The organism is Streptomyces uncialis, assembly GCF_036250755.1.
GTDB classification, from domain to species: domain Bacteria; phylum Actinomycetota; class Actinomycetes; order Streptomycetales; family Streptomycetaceae; genus Streptomyces; species Streptomyces uncialis.
The window spans coordinates 4,625,984-4,648,286 of record NZ_CP109583.1 but is presented as its reverse complement, the minus strand read 5'-3'; the positions used below and the strand labels follow the sequence as shown (position 1 = coordinate 4,648,286).

Annotated in this window: 19 protein-coding genes and 2 pseudogenes; 11 read left to right on the top strand and 10 right to left on the bottom strand. The window is 71.3% G+C overall.

Annotated elements, in window-relative coordinates; all coding sequences use genetic code 11:
- Positions 1-141 precede the first annotated feature (141 nt).
- Positions 142-1,752 carry a hypothetical protein gene (locus OG711_RS19235; protein ID WP_266509714.1) on the top strand — a complete coding sequence of 537 codons (1,611 nt, stop codon included), beginning with the start codon at positions 142-144 and terminating at the stop codon, positions 1,750-1,752.
- A complete protein-coding gene (locus OG711_RS19230; RefSeq protein WP_329559882.1) occupies positions 1,742-3,103 on the top strand; it encodes a DUF4407 domain-containing protein in 1,362 nt (453 codons plus the stop codon). The genes OG711_RS19235 and OG711_RS19230 overlap by 11 nt, the downstream gene beginning before the upstream one ends.
- Positions 3,104-3,243: 140 nt before the next feature.
- Here OG711_RS19230 and OG711_RS19225 read toward each other — a convergent pair whose 3' ends face one another.
- The 3 genes from OG711_RS19225 to OG711_RS19215 all read right to left on the bottom strand — a co-directional run bounded on the left by OG711_RS19225 (position 3,244) and on the right by OG711_RS19215 (position 4,360).
- On the bottom strand, positions 3,244-3,543 hold the full coding sequence (locus tag OG711_RS19225; protein WP_399545323.1) for a hypothetical protein: 300 nt from the start codon (positions 3,541-3,543) through the stop codon (positions 3,244-3,246).
- Entirely contained in the window at positions 3,540-3,791 is a 252-nt protein-coding gene (locus OG711_RS19220; RefSeq protein ID WP_329559880.1) for a hypothetical protein, read from the bottom strand. The genes OG711_RS19225 and OG711_RS19220 overlap by 4 nt, the downstream gene beginning before the upstream one ends.
- Before the next feature lie 179 nt (positions 3,792-3,970).
- Positions 3,971-4,360 carry a site-specific integrase gene (locus OG711_RS19215; RefSeq protein ID WP_405673772.1) on the bottom strand — a complete coding sequence of 130 codons (390 nt, stop codon included), beginning with the start codon at positions 4,358-4,360 and terminating at the stop codon, positions 3,971-3,973.
- Here OG711_RS19215 and OG711_RS19210 point away from each other — a divergent pair.
- The 5 genes and pseudogenes from OG711_RS19210 to OG711_RS19190 form a co-directional block, all read left to right on the top strand.
- Positions 4,253-4,936, top strand: a pseudogene (locus OG711_RS19210) (alpha/beta fold hydrolase); the annotation flags it as partial. The gene OG711_RS19215 and the pseudogene OG711_RS19210 sit on opposite strands and share 108 nt — an antisense overlap.
- A 28-nt stretch (positions 4,937-4,964) precedes the next feature.
- On the top strand, positions 4,965-5,858 hold the full coding sequence (locus OG711_RS19205) for a Vgb family protein (RefSeq protein WP_329559878.1): 894 nt from the start codon (positions 4,965-4,967) through the stop codon (positions 5,856-5,858).
- 719 nt (positions 5,859-6,577) lie between these two features.
- Complete coding sequence (locus OG711_RS19200) at positions 6,578-7,009, top strand: hypothetical protein (RefSeq protein WP_329559877.1); 432 nt, start codon at positions 6,578-6,580, stop codon at positions 7,007-7,009.
- On the top strand, positions 7,006-8,868 hold the full coding sequence (locus OG711_RS19195; protein ID WP_329559876.1) for a GMC family oxidoreductase: 1,863 nt from the start codon (positions 7,006-7,008) through the stop codon (positions 8,866-8,868). Before OG711_RS19200 ends, OG711_RS19195 begins: the two co-directional genes overlap by 4 nt.
- Positions 8,865-9,701, top strand: a complete 837-nt coding sequence (locus tag OG711_RS19190) for a hypothetical protein (RefSeq protein WP_266509703.1) — start codon at positions 8,865-8,867, stop codon at positions 9,699-9,701. Before OG711_RS19195 ends, OG711_RS19190 begins: the two co-directional genes overlap by 4 nt.
- Before the next feature lie 94 nt (positions 9,702-9,795).
- Here OG711_RS19190 and OG711_RS19185 read toward each other — a convergent pair whose 3' ends face one another.
- The 3 genes from OG711_RS19185 to OG711_RS19175 all read right to left on the bottom strand — a co-directional run bounded on the left by OG711_RS19185 (position 9,796) and on the right by OG711_RS19175 (position 12,274).
- On the bottom strand, positions 9,796-10,095 hold the full coding sequence (locus OG711_RS19185) for an SCO5918 family protein (RefSeq protein ID WP_073782952.1): 300 nt from the start codon (positions 10,093-10,095) through the stop codon (positions 9,796-9,798).
- 78 nt (positions 10,096-10,173) lie between these two features.
- Positions 10,174-11,721 carry a DEAD/DEAH box helicase gene (locus OG711_RS19180; protein WP_329559875.1) on the bottom strand — a complete coding sequence of 516 codons (1,548 nt, stop codon included), beginning with the start codon at positions 11,719-11,721 and terminating at the stop codon, positions 10,174-10,176.
- A gap of 349 nt (positions 11,722-12,070) precedes the next feature.
- Positions 12,071-12,274 carry a cold-shock protein gene (locus OG711_RS19175; protein WP_073782956.1) on the bottom strand — a complete coding sequence of 68 codons (204 nt, stop codon included), beginning with the start codon at positions 12,272-12,274 and terminating at the stop codon, positions 12,071-12,073.
- A gap of 761 nt (positions 12,275-13,035) precedes the next feature.
- Between OG711_RS19175 and cbiE the strand changes: the two genes are divergently transcribed.
- The 4 genes from cbiE (at position 13,036) to OG711_RS19155 (ending at position 16,556) form a co-directional block, all read left to right on the top strand.
- Positions 13,036-14,397 (top strand): precorrin-6y C5,15-methyltransferase (decarboxylating) subunit CbiE, encoded by a 1,362-nt coding sequence (gene cbiE, locus OG711_RS19170; RefSeq protein WP_329559874.1) that lies wholly within the window; start codon positions 13,036-13,038, stop codon positions 14,395-14,397.
- The gene (gene cobM / locus OG711_RS19165) at positions 14,394-15,158 is read left to right on the top strand and encodes a precorrin-4 C(11)-methyltransferase (RefSeq protein WP_266509696.1); all 765 of its coding nucleotides are present in this window, start codon (positions 14,394-14,396) and stop codon (positions 15,156-15,158) included. The genes cbiE and cobM overlap by 4 nt, the downstream gene beginning before the upstream one ends.
- Before the next feature lie 736 nt (positions 15,159-15,894).
- Entirely contained in the window at positions 15,895-16,038 is a 144-nt protein-coding gene (locus OG711_RS19160) for a hypothetical protein (protein ID WP_178390924.1), read from the top strand.
- A 275-nt stretch (positions 16,039-16,313) separates the two neighbouring features.
- A complete protein-coding gene (locus tag OG711_RS19155) occupies positions 16,314-16,556 on the top strand; it encodes a hypothetical protein (RefSeq protein ID WP_329559873.1) in 243 nt (80 codons plus the stop codon).
- A gap of 596 nt (positions 16,557-17,152) precedes the next feature.
- On the opposite strand, the gene OG711_RS19150 is transcribed toward OG711_RS19155, so the two are convergent.
- From OG711_RS19150 to OG711_RS19135, 4 genes and pseudogenes are all read right to left on the bottom strand, one after another.
- Positions 17,153-18,448 carry a hypothetical protein gene (locus OG711_RS19150; protein ID WP_329559872.1) on the bottom strand — a complete coding sequence of 432 codons (1,296 nt, stop codon included), beginning with the start codon at positions 18,446-18,448 and terminating at the stop codon, positions 17,153-17,155.
- A complete protein-coding gene (locus OG711_RS19145; protein WP_329559871.1) occupies positions 18,445-20,442 on the bottom strand; it encodes a hypothetical protein in 1,998 nt (665 codons plus the stop codon). Before OG711_RS19145 ends, OG711_RS19150 begins: the two co-directional genes overlap by 4 nt.
- Complete coding sequence (locus OG711_RS19140; protein WP_329559870.1) at positions 20,439-21,248, bottom strand: toll/interleukin-1 receptor domain-containing protein; 810 nt, start codon at positions 21,246-21,248, stop codon at positions 20,439-20,441. The genes OG711_RS19145 and OG711_RS19140 overlap by 4 nt, the downstream gene beginning before the upstream one ends.
- A gap of 465 nt (positions 21,249-21,713) precedes the next feature.
- Positions 21,714-21,803: pseudogene (locus OG711_RS19135) on the bottom strand (ParB/RepB/Spo0J family partition protein); the annotation flags it as partial.
- Between the last annotated feature and the right edge of the window lie 500 nt (positions 21,804-22,303).

Genomic DNA, 22,303 nt, shown 5'->3' with positions numbered 1-22,303 from the left:
CACCCGACGAACAGCCGCACGAGGCGCCCCCGAAAGGGCGCGGGAACCGCGCGAGAACAGCGGACCCGCACCCGCGGAACAGCGCGCACCCACGACAACCAGTCCACCGCACAGCAATCCGCACCCATAAGGAACCCTCACATGACCGACACGTACCCCCTTGTGGAACAACGGGTGTACGGCCGCCCCGGCCGGCGCCGGGGCCTCCTCACCAGCCGGCCCACCCGCGCCGACGACGAACTGCCCCTGCTCGCCCCGCACCACGTCCGCGTGTTCCGCACCGGCGAGGACTACATCGCGGACCCCGGACGGCTGCACGCCGACGACCCCCTGGTCGTCACCGCGTCCTCCGTGACGGTCGTCAACTGCCGCGTCGGGGTCCCCGTCGTCGTGGAACTGCCCGTGCCCTCCGCCGACCAGGGCTCCTTCACCGCGCGGATCACCTTCGACTGCACGGTCGTCGACGCCCCCTCCGTCGTCCGCGACGGGGTCACCGACGTCCATGAACTGCTGCTCGGCTACCTCCGCTCCGTACCGGGCCTCGTCGAGGACGGCGCCGACCAGCCCATCGGGGAGACCACCGGGACCCGCGACCGTATCGACGCCCGGCTCACCGGCTACCAGGAGATGACCTCCGACGTGGTGTCCGGGCTGCGGATCGTCGCGTCCGGCGTCGAGGTGCTGACCCCGGAGGAGTTCGCGGCCCATGTCGAGGAGGTCAAACGGGCCCGGCTCGCCGCCGACAAGGCCCGGGTGGAGGCCGAACTCGCCGCCCAGCAGGCCAGGGCCGAGCACGAGCAGCGGATGCGCGCCGAGAAGCAGCGCATCGAGGCGGCCCGCGAGGAGGAACGGCACCGCGCGGAGCTCGCCGCCCTGGAGGAGCGCCACCGGCAGGAGTTCGAGAACATGCGCACGGTCTACGAACAGGCCGCGGGCAGCCGCACCCAGGAACACGAACTGCTGCTCCAGGCCCGCGCCAACGGCTTCCAGCGCAACCAGGCCCATGAGGACATCACCTCCGTCGGCGACGACCCTGTCGCCACCGACTTCCTCGCCCTGCGCAGCGGCGGACTGACCGCCGCCGAGATCGCCGAACGCCGCCGCGCCGACGAGGAACGCCGCGACACCAGGGCCGAGGAGGTCGCGGCCCTGCAACGCGAGTACCTCGCCAAGCGCGAGGCCATGGACCGGGACGACGCCCGCGCGCAGCTCGAACGCGACGACCGCCGCCACGAACTGAACCGGGAGGACCAGCGGACGGATGCCACGGCCGACCGCGAGGAGCGTTCCCGCCGCTGGTTCCAGCGCCGGGAGGACCGCGAACGGCGCCGTCTGGAGAACCGGGAGGACGCCCGGACACAGCGCCAGGAGCACCAGGAGTGGCGCGACCGGGTCCTCAAGGTCCAGCACGACCTGACCGCCCGCGCGATCAGCCGGGGCCACGGCGACGACCGGCCGGTCGACGTCGGCGCGCTGATCTCCAACGTCGGCGAGACCCCGCAGCCCGGGGTGCAGGCGCTCACCCAGGGCCGCGACGACGAGGTCCAGCGGGTCACCGCGGAACGCCTGGACCGCGCCACCGACGACGGCCCCTACGCGGCGGCCGCCGCCGTCCCCGCGGACCCCGCCGAGCCGCGCGCCGCCGGAGCCCCGGCCCCCGACCCGGTGACCGCCCCCGACGACCCGGAATCCGACTCCGACGACGACTCCGACATCGGATTCGCGGGACTGGAGGAACGCCGTGGCGACTGACCTCACCACCCCGGCGACGGACCACGCGTCCGACGCCCCGAACCCCGCACCCCACCCCGCCCCGCAGCCACCAGCACCCGCGCCGCCCGCCCGTGGCCCGGCGGCCCGGCTGCGCGGGCTGATCGGGGTGCGGGAGGACATCCTCGACCACGGCCCGGAGGAACGCGCCCGCTACACCTGGTACGGGGCGATCGTCGTCAACACGGCCCTGTTCGGCGGGGCTTCGATGGCCATAGCCCTCGTCACGTTCCGCCCGGACCTGCCGCTCGCCGTGGCGCTGGTGGTCGCGGCCGTGTGGTTCTGGGTGGTGCTGGCCCTCGACAGCTGGCTGGTGTCCAGCACCCACGGCGTCCACACCAAGGGACGGCTGCGGGCGCTGCTGCCGCGGCTCGCGGTGTCGGTGCTGCTGGGCCTGTTCATCGCCGAACCGCTGCTGTTCCAGGTCTTCGACCCGGAGATCCGCCAGGAGATCAGCGTCGGCAACGACCGCAAGGCCGCCAAGCACCGCGGCGCCCTGATGTCCTGCAACCCGCCGAGCGGCGCCGACACCACCGCCCGCCCCGAGTGCGCCGCGCACCAGCTCAAGGTCCCGGGCTCACCCGCGGTGCTGCGCGCCCAGCTCGCGAAGAACACCACCCGCTCCGGTGAACTCCGCACCCAGGTCGACCGGATCAACAAGAACCTCAGCACCAAGATGGCCACCGAACAGCGGGAGTGCGGCCGGGCCAAGTGGATCTGGTGGAACGGTGTCGCGGACGTCAGCGAGACCTGCGAACGGGCCCGCGCCGACTCCACCTCGTACCGCACCTCCAGCAAGATCAAGGAGTACGAGGAGGAACTGTCCGCCCTCACCGCCAAGGGCCGCACCCTCGCCGTGAAGCGGGACTCCGCGGACGACACGTACCAGGTCGCCCTGCAACGCCGGATCGAGCGGGACACCGCGCGCTTCGCCGGTGACCTCGACGGCACCGGCATCCTCACCCGCGCCCACGCCCTCGGCAAGGTCGCCTGGAGCGACTCGTTCGCCGCCTTCATCACGGTGCTGCTGCATCTGCTGCTGCTCGCGGTGGACGCGATGCCGGTCCTCGCGAAGCTGATGAGCCGCCCCACGGCGTACGACGAGAACCTCACCGACCGGCTCCGGGCGGGCCGCCGCCTGCACGGCGACAAGCTCCGCATCCGGCACACCCTCGCGGAGATCGAGCACCAGGAACTGCGGCATCTCGCCGAGGAGGAGGCCGCCGACCGGATGCGGGCCGTCGAGACCCGCCACCAGCTCCACGCCGCCGAACGGGCCCGCCACTTCCGCGCGGAACTCGACGCCCGAGCGGCCCGGCTGCGCACCCGCTGACCCCTCGGCGGCTCAACGGCCCCGGTGTCATACACCGGGGCCGCCCTTCCGGGTCCTCGCACATGAGCGTGCTCCGACCCTGCTTCCAGGCTAGGCCCGGACCGGGCGACCCGCAGCAGGGACGGAGGGAGGGCCGGGGGTCACAGCTCGTCGGAGTGCGCGCGCCGGTTCCGGGACGGCTCACTGCTCTCCAGCCAGCCCCGCGCCGGTTCGGCAGGCCGCGTGGTGTCCACGGTCAGGTGCAGCCGCGCCCCGCCCTCCTCGTCGGCGGGGTAGCTGCGCTGTTCCGTCCCCGCGAAGCAGCGGCGCAGCACCTCGGCGACCTTACGGGCGGCGTCCGGCGACCCCGCGACGACCCGCACCTCGGCCCGCCCGCCGGGCGGAGCCTGCGAGGACGACGTGGCCGCCCCGCCGGTCCCGGTCACCCGGCCGGCTTTCATCGACTGCCCAGGTCGGACCCGTGGGACCCGTGGGACCCGTCGGACCCGTCGGTCGCGTCGCGCGGGGCCTGCTCCGGCCGCGCGACCGGACGGTGGTGCCCCCGCTGCCGACGGCCCACCCCGGGCATGGTCTCGCTGTAGTGGAAGGCCATGTTCCGGTCATGCTGCCGGCGGTGGAGCTGATGGATGACCATCATCCCCAGAACCACGACAACCACGAACACGGCGACCACGGTGAAGGCGTCCATACGGTCACCTCACGCTGGTCAGGGCCCGACACGGTGCCGGTCCCACCCTCCACGGTACGCCTTCGCTCGCGCTCCCGAGGTTCCCCACCTGGACGTACCTGTCCCTGCGCGGGTACGGACGTGGGTGCGCAGTTCGGGCTGCCGGTAGGAACGCTGTCACCAGCCGCAAACGGTGGGTGTCACGAGCGGCGACGTGCGGCGGGGTCGCGTTCGGCGACGTGTCGGGCGAGTGCGTCGACGCCAGGGCGGGCGTACCGCTCCAGGGAGCGGACGGAGACATGGCGGGAGCGGGCCGGCAGCATGGGGGTGGAGGCGCCGCCCTCCGCGTCGTGTGTCAGGGCGCTGTGGCGTAGCCGTGCGGCGTGAAGCCGGTCCCAACGAAGCGAGAAAAGCAGTTGCACCGGCTGTCTTCGCGCAGACAGGGTGCGGTGGTGACCGGAACAGAGATCGAACTCCCCGTCGTGGACGGGGTCCTGTCCGGTGTGGACTTCGGCGGTCACGGTGAGGGCGTGCTGCTTGTCCACGGCAGCGGACACAACGCCGCGGCCTGGACGGATGTGGCGTCCCATCTGGTGGGCGAGTGCCATCCGATTGCCCTCGACCTGCGTGGCCATGGGCAGACCCGGCTCGACTCCACCGATCCCGAGCAGTACTGGCGAGACATCGGTGGCGTCGTCACCGCGCTGGCCTGGGACCGCCCCGTGCTGGTCGGCCATTCCACCGGCGGGTACGCGGTGACGGCCGCCACTGCCTGTGGACTTGTGGAACCGGCCGCCCTCTGCATCGTGGACGGCATGGTGCTCGATGACCGTAACGCGTCGATCGCCGAGCATGCTGACATGCGGACCACCGAGGCGGCGGACCGCTTACGGTCGATGTTCCGCTATGGCTGGAATGCCGACCACGACCAGATGCACGCCTATGTCGAGCAGTGCGTACGGGAGTCCGGAGGGGGCTGGCTCAACGCCGGAGCACGGCCCGGACTTGTCGAGGAGGTCACGCGGCGCTCCTTCATGCGCCGCGGCCACCGGCGGGTACGGCGGCCCGCCATCGAGGAGGTCGCCGCTGTCACTGCTGTAGAGCCCGACGCAGAAGTCTTCCCAGCCGTCGATCTGTACGACCGCCTCACCTGTCCGATTGACCTTCACCCCACCACCCCTGCAAGGAGTTGCTGTGCACCCTTCCGATGCCCCGCCCATCAGGGAGATCTCCGTGGCGGACAAGGGCGCGGGGCCTTACGGCATCGCGGCCGGACCGGACGGTGCGCTGTGGCTCACCTTCGCGCACAATGGCCGCATCGCGCGTCTCACCCTCGACGGCGAACTCGACGAATACCCCCTGGACTCGTCTGAGTGCCGCCCTACGGTCATCACTCCCGGGCCCGACGGAGCACTGTGGTTCACCCGGTTCGAGGACCACCGGATCGGCCGCGTCACCACCGACGGCGAAAGGGAGTCCTTCCCCACCCCGACGCCCGGCAGCGGACCCTTCGGTATCACTGCCGGTCCGGACGGCGCGGTGTGGTTCACGGAGATGAACACCGACCGTATCGGCCGCATCACCTGCGAAGGAGAGATCACCGAGTTCGTCCTTCCCCGTACGGGCGCCTATCCCTCGGCGATCACCGCAGGCCCTGATGGGGCCCTGTGGTTCACCCTCAACCAGGCGAACGCGATCGGCCGCATCACTGTCCACGGGGACATCGTCATACACCCACTCCCCACCCCCGGCGCCGCACCCGTGGGCATCACCAGTGACGGCACCGCCTTGTGGTTCGTCGAGATCGCAGCGGGCCAGATCGGCAGGATCTCGGTGGATGGCGCGATCAAGGAGTTCCCGCTCCCCGACCGCACGGCCAAACCCCACGCCATCGTCGCGGCGTCCACCGGGGACTGCTGGTTCACCGAATGGGGCGCCAACCGCATCGGCCACATCACCGACAGCGGCGAGATCACTGAGTACAGCCTGCCGTCACCGTCGTCCGAGCCGCACGGCATCACCATAGGTTCCGACGGCGCTGTGTGGGTGGCCCTTGAGACGGGAGGAGTCGCGCGGTTGGAACCGTAGCTCGGGACGGAGAACCCCCCACACCGGACCTCGTACCGAGCACGTCGGAACGAGGGCGGACCCGCACCCGAAGACCGACAGCGAGGGGGCAGCTTCCAGGGGCGCGGGGAACTGCGCACCCACCGAGCGACGGCACAGCAACGAAGTACGCCGACCCGGACGGACCTGGGAAGCGCAAGCGAAGGCGCCCCGCGGGGAACTGCGCGAAACCGAGGGCGGACCCGCACCCGAAGTCCGACAGCGAGGGGGCAGCTTCCAGGGGCGCGGGGAACTGCGCAAAAACCGACGAGCGACGGCACAGCAACGAAGTACGCCCAGCCGGACGGACCTGGGAAGCGCAAGCGAAGGCGCCCCGCGGGGAACTGCGCGAAACCGAGGGCGGACCCGCACCCGAAGACCGACAGCGAGGGGCAGCATCCAGGGGCGCGGGGAACTGCGCACCCACCGAGCGACGGCACAGCAACGAAGTACGTCCAGCCGGGCGGACCTACGAAGCGCAAGCGAAGGCGACCCGCGGGGAACTGCGCAAACCCACCGAGCGACGGCACAGCAACGAAGTACGCCGACCCGGACGGACCTGGGAAGCGCAAGCGAAGGCGACCCGCCGACTTACCACCCCCGAGCCCCCCGCCGCCGGGCTTCCGCAGGACACCACCCCTTCGGGGGGCCGCCCGCACCCGAAGGCATGACCCCACCCCACCTGGGCACTGATCGCCCCCGTGCCGTGGACATGGAGAAGACACAGGGACCAGGGTCCGGAGAACGACCGGGACGACCGGGACCGGGCCGGGGAACAGGACTTCGTCACCCTGTCCGCCGAACTGACGGGATTCACCGCCGAGGAGCTGTACGCGACCGGCCTGGTCACCGAGTACCGGGAGCTGGTGGCCCGGGAGGCGGGCCCCGACAACTACGCCCGCCTCGTCGGCGGCGAACCGCACACCGTCCCGGAACTGGTCCGCGCCATGACCCGCCTCTGGTACACCGGCAGCTGGCCGGGCCTGCGCGGCGGCGCGGGACCGTACCTCGTCTCCGCGAGGGCGTACGCCGGGGCACTGGTCTGGCGGGCCGCCGGAACCCCGGCCCCCGGCACCACCGCCCCCGGCTTCGGCAGCTGGAGCGCCCCGCCCCCGGACGGGATCCCCCGGTGAGCGGACCGCGGTACGACGTGATCGTGGTCGGCGCCGGGATCGCCGGTTCCCTGGTGGCCCGGCACCTCGGGGACCGGGGCCGCCGGGTCCTCGTCCTGGAGGCGGGCGAACACACCGCCGACCCGGACCGCGGCCACCGCGACGCGCTGGAGCGCTATCTCGCCGCCCCCGCCAAGACCGCCGACTCCCCGTACCCGGCGAACCCGGCCGCCCCCTGGCCCACCGCCGTGGACGGCGACGGCTCCACCGGGCACCTCGTCCAGCGGGGCCCGCTCCCGTACGCCAGCGGCTATCTGCGTACCAACGGCGGCACCGGCAACATCTGGACCGGGCTGACCCCGCGCATGCTGCCCGAGGACTTCGACACCGAGGTCTTCGGCTACGGCCGCCGCTGGCCGCTCAGCTACGCCGACCTCGAACCGCACTACCGCGCCGCCGAACGGGAGATCGGGGTCGCCGCCGATGTGACCGAACAGCGCGACGCCGTCGGCCTGCCCTTCCCCGGCGGCTATGTCTTCCCCATGCGGGCGATCCCGACGAGCCACCTCGACCGCACCCTGGCCGCCCGGCTCGACGGCCGCCGGGTCACGGACCCGGTCACCCGCGACGGCGTCGAACTGCGGGTCACCGGCACCCCGCACGCCCGCAACAGCGCACCCCACCCCGGGTACGACGCGGGCGCGGGCTACATTCCGGCGGGCGCGCACGGCCGCCCCGACCCGGACAGCCGCTGCGTCGGCAGCGCGACCTGCATCCCGCACTGCCCGTCCCACGCGAAGTACACCCCGCTCAAGACCCAGGCCCGGTGGTCGGGCTCGGTGACGCTGACCGCCCGCGCGGTGGTCAGCCGGGTCCTCACCGACGGAACGGGCCGCGCCACCGGCGTCGAGTACCGCGCCTACACGAACACCACAAGCGCCACCACCCACACCACCCACACCAAACCCACCACCCACACCGCCCACGTCACACACACCGCGCACGCCGATGTCGTCGTCCTCGCCGCGCACGCCGTCGAGAACGCGCGGCTGCTCCTGCTGTCCGGTCTCGCGAACCGCAGCGACCAGGTCGGCCGCAACCTCATGGACCACCCGGTCCTGCTCACCTGGGGGCTGCTGCCGAGGCCCGTCGGCCCGTACCGGGGCCCCGGCTCCACCTCGGGTTTCGAGGGGTTCCGGTACGGGCCGGGCCGCCGGGTCCGCGCACCGTTCCGGATCGAGATCGGCAACTGGGGCTGGGTGTGGGCCAAGGGACCCGTCGACACCGATGTCGCCGAACTCGTCGGCCGGGGGATGTCCGGCGGAGCCCTGCGCGAGGCCCTCCACACCCGGCTGAGCCGCCAGTTCACCCTCCAGTTCGAGATGGAACAGGCCGCCGACCCCGCCAACCGGATCACCCTCGACCCGGTGCTCCGGGACACCCTCGGACTGCCGCGCCCGGTCGTCACCTACGACCTCGACACCCATGTGCGGGACGGGATGGCCGCCGCCCGCGGGGTCTCCGAGCAGATCTTCGACCTCCTCGGCGCCGAGGACCACACCTCCTACCGGCCGCCCGGCGACTGGCCGGGCCGCTTCGAGCACCGCCGCCGCACCTACGCCTACCGGGGCGCGGGCCACGCCGCGGGCACCCACCTCATGGGCGAGAGCCCCGGCACGTCCGTCGTCGACCCGTGGCAGCGCTGCTGGGACCACCCCGGGCTGTACGCGGTGGGCTGCGGCAGCATGCCGTCCGTCGCCACGTCCAACCCCACCCTCACCATGGCGGCCCTCGCCCTGCGCAGCGCCGACCGGATCGAGGCCGACCTGACCGAACGGGACCGCCCGCTCACCGTCCTCGACCCCGGAGCCGCCGTATGAGCCCACTGCCCTTGCCGCCCGTCCCCGAGCCCTTCCGGCTGCCCTTCCACTACGGGGCGCTGCACCAGCTCGGCGCCGACTTCCCCGTCGACCCGGAACCGGTGCGCGCGGTGCTCGCCGAGCACCATCCGGCGCTGACCGCCGCGGAGTTCGAGGGACGGGCGCTGGTGTCGCTGAACTACCAGCTGTACTTCGCGCAGTACGCGGACGGGGGCGGGGTCACCCAGGAGATCGAGTACAGCGTCGTCGCGTACCCGGCGGGGGCGGAGGACCGGCTGCCCGCGCTCACCTACGCGCAGTACGCGCGGGGCTGGGACCAGACGAAGCTGCTCGGTATCGCGCGGCTGCACGTCCTGTGCGACAACCCGTTCGCCGTCGAGGCCGGGCGCGCGCTGTTCGCGGAGCCCAAGCACCCGGGCCGGTTCGAGGCGCGGATGCCGTCGCCCAACGGGCCCGCCGGGGACGACTGGCACATCAGCTGCCGGACCGCGCCGGGGACGGGGGAGGGCACGGAGGTGTTCTCGCTGGCGGCCGGGCTCACCGGGCTGACCCCGCTGCCCGTGAACACCGCCCCGATCACCGGGTACGGCACCGATGCCCGGGGCCGCACGCTCGCCGGGCCGATGAACGTCCACCAGCCCTACCGCTGGTACGACCTGACGGACCCCGCCGCGGCCGGCCGGGTGTCCCTCACCGTCCATGACCCGGACCCGCCACTGGGCCGCGATCTGGCCCGTCTCGTCGCGGGCGCCGCGCCCGCCGGGGCCTGGACCTGCCAGTCGCCCCCGGTGGCGGCACACCACCGCCCCTACTACCTCCCCGCCCGCCCCTGAGCGGGAGCGGGCGGCGGAAGGCGGCAGGGGCGGAGGAGGCGGGAACGGACGGACGGCCGGACCCCGGGGTCCGGCCGTCCGTCAGAGGTATCAGCTAGCGCAGGCCCTCGTAGCCCTCGGCGGAGACGCTGCCGTCCACCGCACCCGCGGGCGCGGGCGCCGCGGCCTCCACACAGGTGAAGCCGAGCTTGGCCATCGCGCGGATGACCTCACCGGCGCTGAAGTCACGGCGGTCCTGCCCGGTGATGATCTGCCCCACCTGCTTGGCGGGGTACTGACGGCGTCCGATGATGACGGACTCACCGGTGATCGGCTCGGGCTTGATGCCCTTCATCGATTCCAGTACTCCGCCCTTGGTCAGGTCGAACGGGAAACGGGCGATGACACAGCGCATGATGCCTCACAGGTGGATGAGAGGGACGTTCCTGGCGGGATTGCTGAGAAGGGCGGCTTCCTGATCGATGCCCAGGGACTAGGCAGTCTTCCCGTACGACGAGCGCCGCGCGCCACCGGACGAGGACGAGGACGAGGACGAGGACGAGCGACGGGCGCCCGGACCGGGACGCCGACGCCCGCGCGAGGTGGTGGCGCCGCGCTTGGGACGCTCCACCGCGGGCGCGGCGATGACGACCGGGACACCCGACGGGATTCGGGCACCGGTGATGCGGCTCAGCTCCTCCTCACCGGGGCGGACCTGCGCGGTGTTCGGACGGATACCCGCGTCGGCCATGAGACGTGTCATGTCACGGCGCTGGTCCGGGGTGACCAGGGTGACGACGCTGCCCGACTCACCCGCACGGGCCGTACGGCCACCGCGGTGGAGGTAATCCTTGTGGTCACTGGGCGGATCGACGTTGACGACGAGGTCCAGATCGTCGACGTGGATACCGCGCGCCGCGACGTTCGTCGCCACGAGCACGCTCACATGACCGTTCTTGAACTGGTCCAGGGTGCGGTTGCGCTGCGGCTGCGACTTGCCACCGTGCAGCGCGGACGCCCGCACCCCGACGCTCAGCAGGTGCTTCGTGAGCCGGTCCACCGCGTGCTTGGTGTCCAGGAACATGATCACCCGGCCCTCGCGCGCCGCGATCTCGGTCGTCGTCTGGTGCTTGTCCTCACCGCGGACGTGCAGGACGTGGTGCTCCATCGTGGTCACCGCGCCCGCCGACGGGTCGACGGAGTGGACGACCGGGTCGCTGAGGTAGCCGCGCACCAGCTTGTCGATGTTGCGGTCGAGCGTCGCGGAGAACAGCATCCGCTGGCCCCCGGGCATCACCTGGTCGAGCAGTGCCGTGACCTGCGGCATGAAGCCCATGTCGGCCATCTGGTCGGCCTCGTCCAGGACGGTGATCCCGACCATGTCCAGCCGGCAGTCGCCCCGGTCGATGAGGTCCTTCAGCCGGCCCGGGGTCGCCACGACGACCTCGGCACCGCCGCGCAGCGCGCTGGCCTGCTTGCCGATGGACATACCGCCCACGACCGTGGCCAGCCGCAGCCGCACCGAGCGGGCGTACGGGGTGAGCGCGTCGGTGACCTGCTGCGCCAGCTCACGCGTCGGCACCAGCACCAGGGCCAGCGGACGACGGGGCTCGGCACGCCGCCCGGCGGTCCGGGCGAGCAGCGCGAGACCGAACGCGAGGGTCTTGCCGGACCCGGTGCGTCCGCGGCCCAGCACATCGCGGCCCGCGAGGGTGTTCGGCAGGGTCGCGGCCTGGATCGGGAACGGGGTGGTCACACCTTCCGCGGCCAGCGCGGCCAGCAGCGGGGCGGGCATGTCCAGATCGGCGAACGCCTCGACGGACGGCAGCGCGGGCGTCACCGTCACCGGCAGCGCGAACTCCTTGCGCCCGGCGGGACGGCGACCGCCGCCGCCACCACCCGAACGGCTCGGCGCGCCGGAGCGGCCACGGGACGCGCCGCCGGAGCCACCGAAGCCGCCGGAGCGGCCGGTGCCACGGCCCGCTGCCGCGGCACCTTTACGGGCACGGGAGGATCGGTCGTTGGTACGTGTGCGGTTCATGGGGAACCTTCCTCGATGTGGCACGTATCGAGGAATTCCCGCAGCGATGAACAGCGCAGAGAATTGCAAGAACGAGCCAGTGGAAAAGCGAATGCGAATCCGTCCGGCGGGAAATCCCAGCGGGCTCGGAATCGGAAGTGCGGTACGTGGTCCGGGCCGGGAATCCGGGGTACGGGCCACGGGAAGCGCTGGTCTGTCGAGTGGCGTGCGGTGCGGTGCGGCGGGCCGGGCATTCCAGGAGCGCCACGAGTGGGGCGGCCCCGGGCCGGCGGCTGGGCCGCGTTCCGGAACGCAACGAGCTGGGGCCCGCACCCCAAGGTACGGGCCCCAGCTGCTGTACGCGTGATGATCAGGCGGGAACGATGTTCTCCGCCGTCGGGCCCTTCTGGCCCTGCGCGATGTCGAAGGTCACCTTCTGGCCTTCCTGAAGCTCACGGAAGCCCTGGGTGGCGATGTTCGAGTAGTGGGCGAAGACGTCAGCGCCGCCGCCGTCCTGCTCGATGAAACCGAAACCCTTTTCGGCGTTGAACCACTTCACGGTGCCAGATGCCATGTCAAATCTCCTTCGGGGCAGTGCCCGGCGTCCGCACTGTGCGGACGCCGTGTCGCCGCGATGATTGCCCCGCCCGGAAAAAAGCACCGGAAATACAGAAGTGCTCCCACCGGCAGTCAACACCAGTGAGGGCACTTGAAGTTTTTGGGAACCACAACTGCAACTTCGTCGACAGTAGCACGCCAGGATGGCTTCCGCACTGTCGATATTTCCCCGTGCCCCGCCGCCGGCATTCCCCGGACCATGCGCGGGCCCGTTTTTCCGCGCCTTCTCGTCGGAAACGGTTCGTTCCCGAGCCAATATGTGATCCCACCCACGTACCCACCCGGCCCGGACGCCCCGGCGATGCGGGAAAGTGCGCGACCACGTGCGATCGACACGTGTTCGGAGCGGGTCCGGTGTGTGTTCGAGGTGCGTTCGGCGTGCGTTCGGCAACGGTTCGGTGCGGGTCCCGGGGGGCCGGGGGTGCCGAGTGGTCGGGAGTGCGGTCGGTCGGGGGTGCGTTGGGGGGCCTGGGCCCGGGTCCGGTACGGGCTGGGGGCCGGGCACGCTCCGGTTCGCCGCCGGTGACCGGGGACGGTGGGGCGGGCAACAGTGAGGCGGACCCGGACCCCGGACCGGGGCATCGGCGCACGGACCCGGGCATCGGCGCACGGGCGTGGCGGAAGGCCCGTTCCGCCCGCGGGGATCCGCCCGCCGACCGCCGCCGACCGCCGCCGACCGCCGCCGGACCGCGGACCGCCGCCGGATAAAGTGCGGCGGTGACCCCCGAGCAGCCCCGTCCCCCCGCCGTCGTGACCCCCGCCGTCGTGACCCTCGTCGGCATCGGCCCGGACGGCTGGCAGGGCCTGGCCGAAGCCCCCCGCGCGGCCCTGCGCGCCGCCGGGGCCGTCCTCGGAGCCCCGCGCCAGCTCGCGCTGCTCCCCGCCGAGTGCGCGGCGGAACGCGTTCCCTGGCCCTCCCCGCTGCGACCCGCCGTCCCCGGTCTCCTCGCGGCCCACGCCGGACGCCGGATCGTGGTCCTCGCCAGCGGCGACCCCATGTTCCACGGCATCGGCCGCGCCCTCGCGGAGATCGTCGGCCCGGCCGGCCTGCGGGTCCACCCGCACCCCTCGTCCGTCTCGTACGCCTGCGCCCGCCTGGGCTGGCCCGTCGAGGACACCGACATGGTCTCCGCCGTCGGCCGCCCCGTGGAGCGGCTCGCCGCGCTGCTCCACCCCGGCCGCCGTGTCCTGGTCCTCAGCGCCGACGCGGACGGACCCGCGCGGGTGAGCGAACTGCTGCGCGAGCGCGGCTTCGGCCCCAGCCCGGTCCGGGTGCTCGAACAGCTCGGCGGCCCGGACGAGCACATCACCGCGCCCGCCACCGCCGACGACTGGTCCCGCCCCCCGGGCGACCCCCTCAACATCGTCGCCGTGGAGTGCGTCCGGGCGCCCGACGCCCTGCCCCTCGGGACGGTGCCCGGCCTGCCGGACACCGCGTACGAGCACGACGGCCAGCTCACCAAGCGCCATGTCCGCGCGGCGACGCTCGCCGTACTGGCGCCCGAGCCCGGACAGCTGCTCTGGGACATCGGCGGCGGCTCCGGTTCCATCGCCGTCGAGTGGCTGCGGGCCCATCCGTCGTGCCGGGCGCTCAGCGTGGAACGTGACCCCGAGCGGGCCGCGCGGATCGTCCGCAACGCGCGTGCGCTCGGTGTCCCGGGGCTGCGCGTCGTCACCGGGGCGGCGCCCGCCGTGCTCGACGGGCTGCCCGCGCCCGACGCGGTGTTCATCGGGGGCGGACTGACCTCGGCGGGACTCCTCGACCGCTGCTGGGACGCGCTCGCGCCCGGTGGCCGGCTCGTCGCGAACACCGTCACGCTGGAGTCCGAGGCCCTGCTGGCCGACGCCCGCCACCGGTACGGCGGGGAACTCGTCCGGCTCGCGGTCGCCCACGCGGTGCCCGTCGGCCGCTTCACCGGCTGGCGCCAGGCCATGCCCGTCACCCAGTGGTCCGTACGGAAGGCTCCCCCGGGGCCGTCCGACGGAGCGCCCGGGGCGCGGCACGGCGAGGAGCCGCCCCACGCACAGCGAAAGACCCATGAACAGCGGGAACAGCGGGAACAGGGGGACGGCTCATGACCGTGCACTTCATCGGCGCGGGGCCCGGGGCGGCGGATCTGATCACCGTGCGGGGCGCGCGGCTGCTCGCCTCCTGCGGGGTCTGTCTGTACGCGGGGAGCCTGGTGCCCCGTGAGCTGCTGGCGGAGTGCCCGCCGGACGCGCGGCTGGTCGACACGGCCGATCTCACGCTCGACCGGATCACCGAGGAACTGGTGCGGGCGCACGGGGAGGGCCACGACGTGGCCCGGCTGCACTCGGGGGACCCGTCCGTGTTCAGCGCGGTCGCCGAGCAGATGCGGCGCCTCGACGCGGCGGGCGTGCCGTACGAGGTGGTGCCCGGGGTGCCCGCGTTCGCCGCGGCGGCGGCGGCGCTCAAGCGGGAGCTGACGGTGCCGACCGTGGGGCAGACCGTCGTACTGACCCGGGTCGCGCACCGGGCCACGCCGATGCCGCCGGGGGAGGACCTGGCGACGCTGGGGCGCAGCGGCGCGCTGATCGTGCTGCACCTCGCGGTGCGGTTCGTCGACCGGGTGGTCGAGGAGCTGCTCCCGCACTACGGGGCGGAGTGCCCCGTCGCGGTGGTCGCGTACGCGAGCCGTCCGGAGGAGGTCGTGCTGCGGGGCACGCTGGGGGACATCGCGGGGCGGGTGCGCGAGGCGGGTGTCCTGCGGACGGCGGTCATCATGGTGGGCCGCACGCTGGGCGCGGAGCAGTTCCCCGACAGCTATCTGTACAGCGCGGGGCGCGACCGCGGCGGGCCGCCTTCGCTTGCGCCCTGAGGTCCGTCCGGCGGGACGTGCTTCGTTCCTGTGCGGTCGCTCGTCGTTTTCGCGCGGTTCCCCGCGGGTCGCCTTCGCTTGCGCTTCTGAGGTTCGTCCGGCGGGACGAACTTGTCCCTGTGCGGGTCGCTCATGGGGTGCGCGGTTCCTCGCGCCCCTGGGTACTCGGTGCGGGGCGTGCTTCGTTGCTGTGCCGTCGTTCGGTGGGTTCGCGCGGTTCCCCGCGCCCCTTTGGGGCGCGTCCGGTCGGTTGTTCGGGTCGGGGCCGGTCGGGATTCTCCGTCCTCGCTCCGACGCGCTCGGTCGGACGTTCCCCTTGCCCTACTGAAGAGCATCGGAGTCTGCGGGCAGAGATTCCCGCCCACCCCCTTGCGTGAGTCCTGCGACTGCACGAGGAGGGGGGTCCCGCACCCGAAGGGCGCCCCTTCAGGGGCGCGGGGAACTGCGCAACCCGCGAACGACGCGTACGGGGCGTAGGGCGTTCGGTACGGCAGCGGATCTCGTCGGTCACGACGAGGGGTTCGTGGCACCGGGGGTACGTGACTCTCACCGGTCGGCCCTGTCCTCGCGGTCGCACCACCGTTCTCCGGGCCGGGGATCAGCCAGGCAATCGATGCGATCCGGACCCAAAGGCGCAGTAATCGGCCGGTTGCGGCAGTACGTGGGGCGATGTGCCGTGTGGGGTCGGGACCATGGCTTCGCCAGGGCACACCTCCGACCGGATCAAGGGGGACGAATGGGTATTCAGGTCAAGTGCGGATCGACCGACACCAAGACGGGCAAGCGGTGCCGGAACAAGGCGATGATCGGCTACTCCCGCTGCCAGAAGCACCGGGGTCCGTGGACCCCGCCGCAGCAGAAGAAGACCAAGAAGCGCTGATCCCGGGCCGCCGCCGCACGTCCCGCCCGCTGCGGCGGCCGTCCGGCGGTGGCTGGGTTGCGAACCGAGGCCCGGTCGGCCGGCTCTGGGCGTCCTACGTCTCGGCCCATCCACCGGCGAATCTCGCGCCGGCCTCGACGTCGTCGTAGAGCACCCGGACGTCCTGGATCTCAAGTCCACGCATCAGATCGGACAGCCGCACGACATAGCCCCGTCCATCCCTCCGCAGAGGACACGGGAAGTCACCCTGCCGGGCACGTCTGTACGCAGTGGCCATGCTCAGGTTCAGTGCTTTCGCAGCCGTCCGCAGCCCTACCTCGGCGGGAAGCCCGAAGAGCACGGAGAACGGTACCGACTCGTCACGACCACGTGTCATCGCCGAGCTCCCCCGTCTCGAACAGGCTCTGCTGCCCGAACGGCATGTGGGCGACCCCGTTCCGGGCTATGGCGCCTCGGGCACGCCGAAGTCGGCGAACTCGCCGCACATGGTCAAGGAGGTCCAGGCGGTGAGCCAATGACCCCAGGCGCTCTCCTTGTGCTCGCCGGGAGAGCGCAAGGGACATCACGTCCCCCTGCACCAGGCCGACTGCCGACGCCGTCGCTCCGACAGCGTCGGAGATCACTCCGTGCGCCCTGTCCCACTCCACCGTGGGCGTCTCGTGCGGGCTCCGTCTTCCCGTCCGCCAGCCAGCAGTGAACGCCGCATCGACCAAGTCCTGCTCGAACTGCGCGGGATCTGCTGTGGCGGCGGTGCGGGTTCCCTCCAGTACTCCTTGCAGCAGGGCGGAGCAGATGTCCGCCCGTTCGGCCCCGGTGCGCCGGGCGATGACACGGGCTGCCCCCCTTAAGCGAGGGGTGAGAAGCCAGAGTGCGATCAGCGTCCACCGGCCCTCCTGCCCACTCGCAACCTCTTCACGTACGTGGCGGGCGATGTGCGACCAGGGGCCGTTGTCGGAAGACCCGGTGCGCTCCGACCGCAAGTCGGCCAGGGAGATCTGTTCCTCGCAAGGCGACATGGCGCAAGTGCCCGTGTGCAGACACAGACCCTTGTCGGCGTGCAGGTTCTCCACCCATCCGCAGAGACGGGTGAAGATGTCACCGGACGGCAGGGTGGTCATTGTTCCGCCCCCGCAGGTCCCGCGCCGGGCGCGCCCGGTGTCGGGTGGGCGGGATCGTAGGAAGCAGACAGGTCCACCTGTGATACCTGACCGTCCGTCGTCACCTGCCATTCCCCGGTACGCACTGCTTCGGGACTCGCGTACGGAGGCGATGGGTGGCCGTTCCCGGTGGCCGACGTGGTCTCCTCCGCCTCGTCTTCGTGCGCTTCTGTGGAGAGCTGTTCCTCGCCGTACTCCTCCTGTCGTAGGTTCGCGCGGAAGCTCTCCGCGGCATCCGACCGGCCCGCCTCGTCGGACATCCGTGCGAGGCGGTGGACGAACGCGGCTCTGTCGGCGGACCCTTGGGCGAATCCCATCTGGTCCAGAAGGTCGGAGACACGTTCACCGGGTGACGTCTCCCAACCCACCGACCGATGGCCCTCCCCGGCAGCCGTTGCCGCCGTGGCGCGTTCGTCGACCGGTTCCGGGTGCTCGAACCCGCCTGTCGGATCGCCCTCGGGCATCACGGTGAGCAGGTCGCGAAACGCTTCGGGGACCTCCTCATCGTTCGCGGCGGCGGACAGGTAGGTCAGGGGCGCGATCATCCGCACAGCGCGCTCGATCTCGTCGTCATGACGTGCCATCCACCAGACCAGCGCGCTGCCCGGGGTCTCCAGTACGTCCTCCCTGAGATAGGTACGCAGGTCACGCTCGTGCTGACGGCGGCTCTCCGCGGTGTCCATGCTCTTCCGCAGGCCGTCCAGCTCATCGAGATGCCGCTGATCCGCCGGGCGCAGAACGAGTCTCACGTCCGCGGCGAAGGCGGTCACGGACCCGGTGTGATCAGGGGTCGGTCTGCCCAGCACCCCGGTCAGCCAGTGCTCCAGGAACGTGCAACGACCCGGATGCTCCGCTCCCACCACGTTCTGCGCCCGCTCCAGGACGGACATCGTGGCGAGCCCCGCCGGATTGCCCTGCGTCAGGGGGTCGAGCGGGTCGACCGGCCGCCACCACACCGTCGCGGAGAGCAGGAACGGGCAATCGGGGAGCACGCTCTGTACGGGGACCACCACCAGGGCGGTCTGAAGCCAGGGCTTCTCTTCCGGGAGCTGCGGATCGTCCGCGCTCGTGTCGTCGTCCGGGGACGTGGAGTCTGCGAAACCCACCGCGCGGAAGTCGAGCAGCAGTGCGCCGGCGACGAGAGCGGGCAGCAGAAACCACACCCACATGGGCCGACCGAGGACGGAAGCCAGCGTCAGGACGGCGGCGATGAGGCCGGCGGACAGGACACGTGTCATGTGGTGGAACTTCATGGACCCTCCCTGGTCCCTTGCGTCCCGGAGCCGGAGGGGACTTCGCCGACCCCCTGCAGCAAGTCGATGTCTCGGCAGAATCGGTCAGCGATCCGAGCCCGTTCGACTCGTCCGACACGTGTCTCCGCGGACATGTCGTCAGGAGACAGATCGGCCCAGTCGCACGAGGTCACATAGAGGTGGTTCAACAGGGCACGATCACCTGAGGTCGCGAGCAGCAACGCGCTGAGGACTCGTTCCCCGGCCCGCTGCCGGGCGATCGCCGCGAGCCAGCGCCGCACCACTGGTGTCCAGGCGGTCCGCGGTTTCGTGAGCATGACCGCGCGCCACGCGAGGGTGACCTCCGGCCAGGGCGGAGTGACGCGCAGGTCCCCGGGTTCCAGCATGGCCAGCAGCAGATCGGCTGCGGGGCCTGTGGATCTTCGCTGCTGCACGAGGCGTTGCACCAGCCGGCTGTACAGCCGGCCGTTGCTGCGGACCAGTTCCAGAAGCGCGGCGCGGGCAGCGCCGGCTGTCGACTCCGAGCTGTCCTGCCGCAGTGCCAGATGCCGGAGTCTCACCATCGCCTGTTCCGGATGGGTGACCGCCATCACCTGCTGACAGACATCTGTCACCACGCGCGCCAGATCGGGGGCGATCCGGGTCGCGGTCACCCAGCCGTAGACACGGGAGCGGAACCGGGAACCGTGCTGGTCGTGGCTGAGGCCCAGTTCCAGTGCCGCCGCCGCTTCGGCACGCAAGCGACCGACGGCCGAGGGACACGTCCACTTCTCGATCAGTTCGCAGAGATCGTCGGGGCGTCCGGCGGACAGGGCCTCCTCGGCGAATCTCAGGACCAGCCGAACACGGTCGCCCGCCCTGAGACCGGGGAGTTCCACGCACCGTCCCACCCAGTCGCGGAAGGCCGGTCTCAGGTCGGGGAAGTTCTCCCAGAAGTGGCGCCTGACCGCGTTGTCGTAGGCGAGCCTCGGGAACCTCACCCGTCCGTCGTCCTCCCGTACGACGGAGAGTCCCTCCAGCTGTTCGCCCAGATCGGCTTGCGCGAGTCTGGGCATATCGTCCTGCGGGTATTGGAGTACCTCCAGAAGGAGGTGTGTCGCTCTCTGGACCGATTCCGCCGTCGCGCCGCTGGTCATCGCAGCGGTCAGCAACAGAGCACGCTCCGGGACGGTGCGATGCTGCCGCAACTGCCGGGACACCTCGTCCGACCAGTTGGTCGCGGCGGCCACGGCCTCGTCCCGCCAGCTGACGAAGGTCGTGCCATGCGAGTTGCTGTCCCGCGCCTGTGCGACCAGTTGGGCCAGGTGCTCCAGCTCCCGGAGGGGAGCTACGGCGAACAGATGGGCGAGCTCGTCGGTGTTCAGTTCTTCGGGCTCGAAACGCACGCCCTGGACACGGAGGTGCCTGCTGAAGACAGTCTGCCCGCGGGGGCGTTCGAGGGAGACGACCAGAGGAGACAAGTCGGCGTCGAGCATCCATCCCAGGCCTGCCGGAGGCACCGCTACCATGCGCGAGCCGGATTGCTCGATATGAGACCTGTAACGGATGAGGGTCCGCTGCGCGGCCGGATAGTCCGCATCGGTCACGCTGGACAGGTCCAGCAGGTAGCGGTCGTCGGGCGATGCGTCGAAGGTGCCTTCCTCCCAGGTCAAGGGAAGTTCCTCGACCCGACCGCGGGACACCGGCACCTCCTCCAGCAGCATGGTCGCGGCCGCACGGCGTCCGATGCCTGGGGCACCATCCAGAAGGACCATTGCTCCAGGCCGTGCGAGCCGGTCGGCGGCCTGCCGGTAGCCGCGCGGATGGACGAAGCACCGGGCCAGTCGATTCCGGTGCTCGCGGACAATCTGCCGTTTGGTGATGCCAGCTCTGAACAGGTGTTCATTGGCACCGATGACCCACGTGACGTTGTTGTTGGTGTTGTACTGGTGCCCGCTGCCGCTGTTCACGGCTCCTTGTGGATCGCTGACGTAGGTAGCGCTGATACTGGTCAACGCTCCGCATCCCTGGGGCGTCCGCGCTGGTCGGAGCGCTGATCGACTTCACCATGGTTGTCGGCGACGTAGTTGATGCCGGACCCGTCACCGGAGATCCGAGGGCCGAGGTGTTGGTCCCGTGCCTGGTAGAGATGCCCGCTGCCGGTATGGACCGGTCCTTGGGGCTCGCTGACGAACGTCCCGAGATCGCCGTTGAGGTTGCCGATGCCGCCCCGTTGGCGGTGTTTGATCACGTCCGCCCGCATCCGGGCAGGCGCGGACTTGTCGTCGCCCGGAGCGCTCCGGACGCTTGGGTCTCCTGCGGGCTTCCCGTCGCCGTGTTTCTGGGCGGCTGCGGCGAGCTCGGGCAGCAGGGCGACAAGGTCGGCCACCAGTCCCGACAGGTCGGCATCGATCTTGCGCAGATCGATCCGGCGGTCCTGGCATTCGGCGAGGGGCCAGAGCTCCTCCGGCAGATCCTCACGCCGGAGGCGTTCGGTCCGGCCGACCAGGAGAGGGATCACGACCGCCCCGGTGTCCAGCGCCTCTGTGATCTCCCGGCGGACCCAGTCCTCCCGGTCCTGGGAACCGCTCCGACCGGTGGAGCCACCGGCTGCCAGCCACTTGGGGCCGATCACCGCAAGGAGCACACTGCTGCGGCGGACGGCTTTGAGCAGCTCCTGCGGGTACCGGCTGCCCGGTTCGATGGACTTGCTCGCGCGGAAGACGTTCTCATCACCGAACACCCGCGAGAGTTCCCTGTCCACAAGTGTGGCCGTGGCTGCCGCGTCATCGGTCCGGTAGTTCACGAAGATCATTGGCATAGCGAGATCCCGTCCCTTGGGTTGGTGCGGATTCCGCGAATGGACGCGTGGCTCGTCGCCTTGTCCTGGGCGAACGGCTCAGGACAAGGCACTCACGTGACGACCTCGTGCGGCGCAGTGACCCTGCGGTCGAACACAGAGCGCCACGCCGAACTGGTGCGGGTGGGGCTTTCGGCTGTCCGGCAAGCTGAGCGAAGGGCGATCATCTGGTGCTCAGGATGTTCACCAGTACTGGGCGTAGTTCGTGTACCGGGGGTGGCTCCTGGCCCTCGACGGCTCCCGGTCAAGGCGGCGCACATCAGAACGCACCATGACGGAGGGAATGATCTCCGCGAAGGTCAGCAACTCCCCACCCATGCCGAAGGCGCTCGATCTCGCCGGTCAGGTTCGTGGTGCCGACAGTGGGAGGCCTCGACGCCCCATCCAGGAAAAGGCGTTCGCCGGCCCGCTCCAAGGTCCGACTGCGACCGCACGGACCGAGAGCCCCTCCGCGACGATCCGGTGGGCCATGCGGTCCTGCTCCTCCGAATGGTGCACGGACAGCAGGGCAGGCGCGCTCGTCGTGGCCGAGTGAGCTTCCCTGGGCTTCCCGTTGGGCGGCCAGGCCGCGGATGCGGGGTGGCAATGTACTTTGCTGCGACCGTTGGGCGAGAGTGATCGTCTCTTGTGCCCGCCCGCTGTAGAAGGTGACGGGCGCACGGTGGACGAGTACGTGGTCCAGCGGCTAGTCGTCAACCCCGGACCGCGCCAGTTCCACTGCCTGAGCGGCCCATTCCAAAGCTGCTGCCTTGCCACCACCTTCTTGCCCAACTTCCGCATCAGGTAAGTCCGATCGCCGAGCAAGGCATCCAGGGGCGATGCCGCAACGTCGGAGCGGTGGTCCTGCCCACCTCCAGCCAAGGTGGTGGCGACCACCCCACGCTCCGCCGCAGTCAGCTCGTGCTCGTCCGACCCCTCTCTTGAGCGGGGCGTTCGTTGGAGCTGTTGGTCGGTAGCGAAGAGTGCGACACATCGTCGGGCCAGAACGGCCGCTGAGGGCTTGTCGCCCCTCTCGT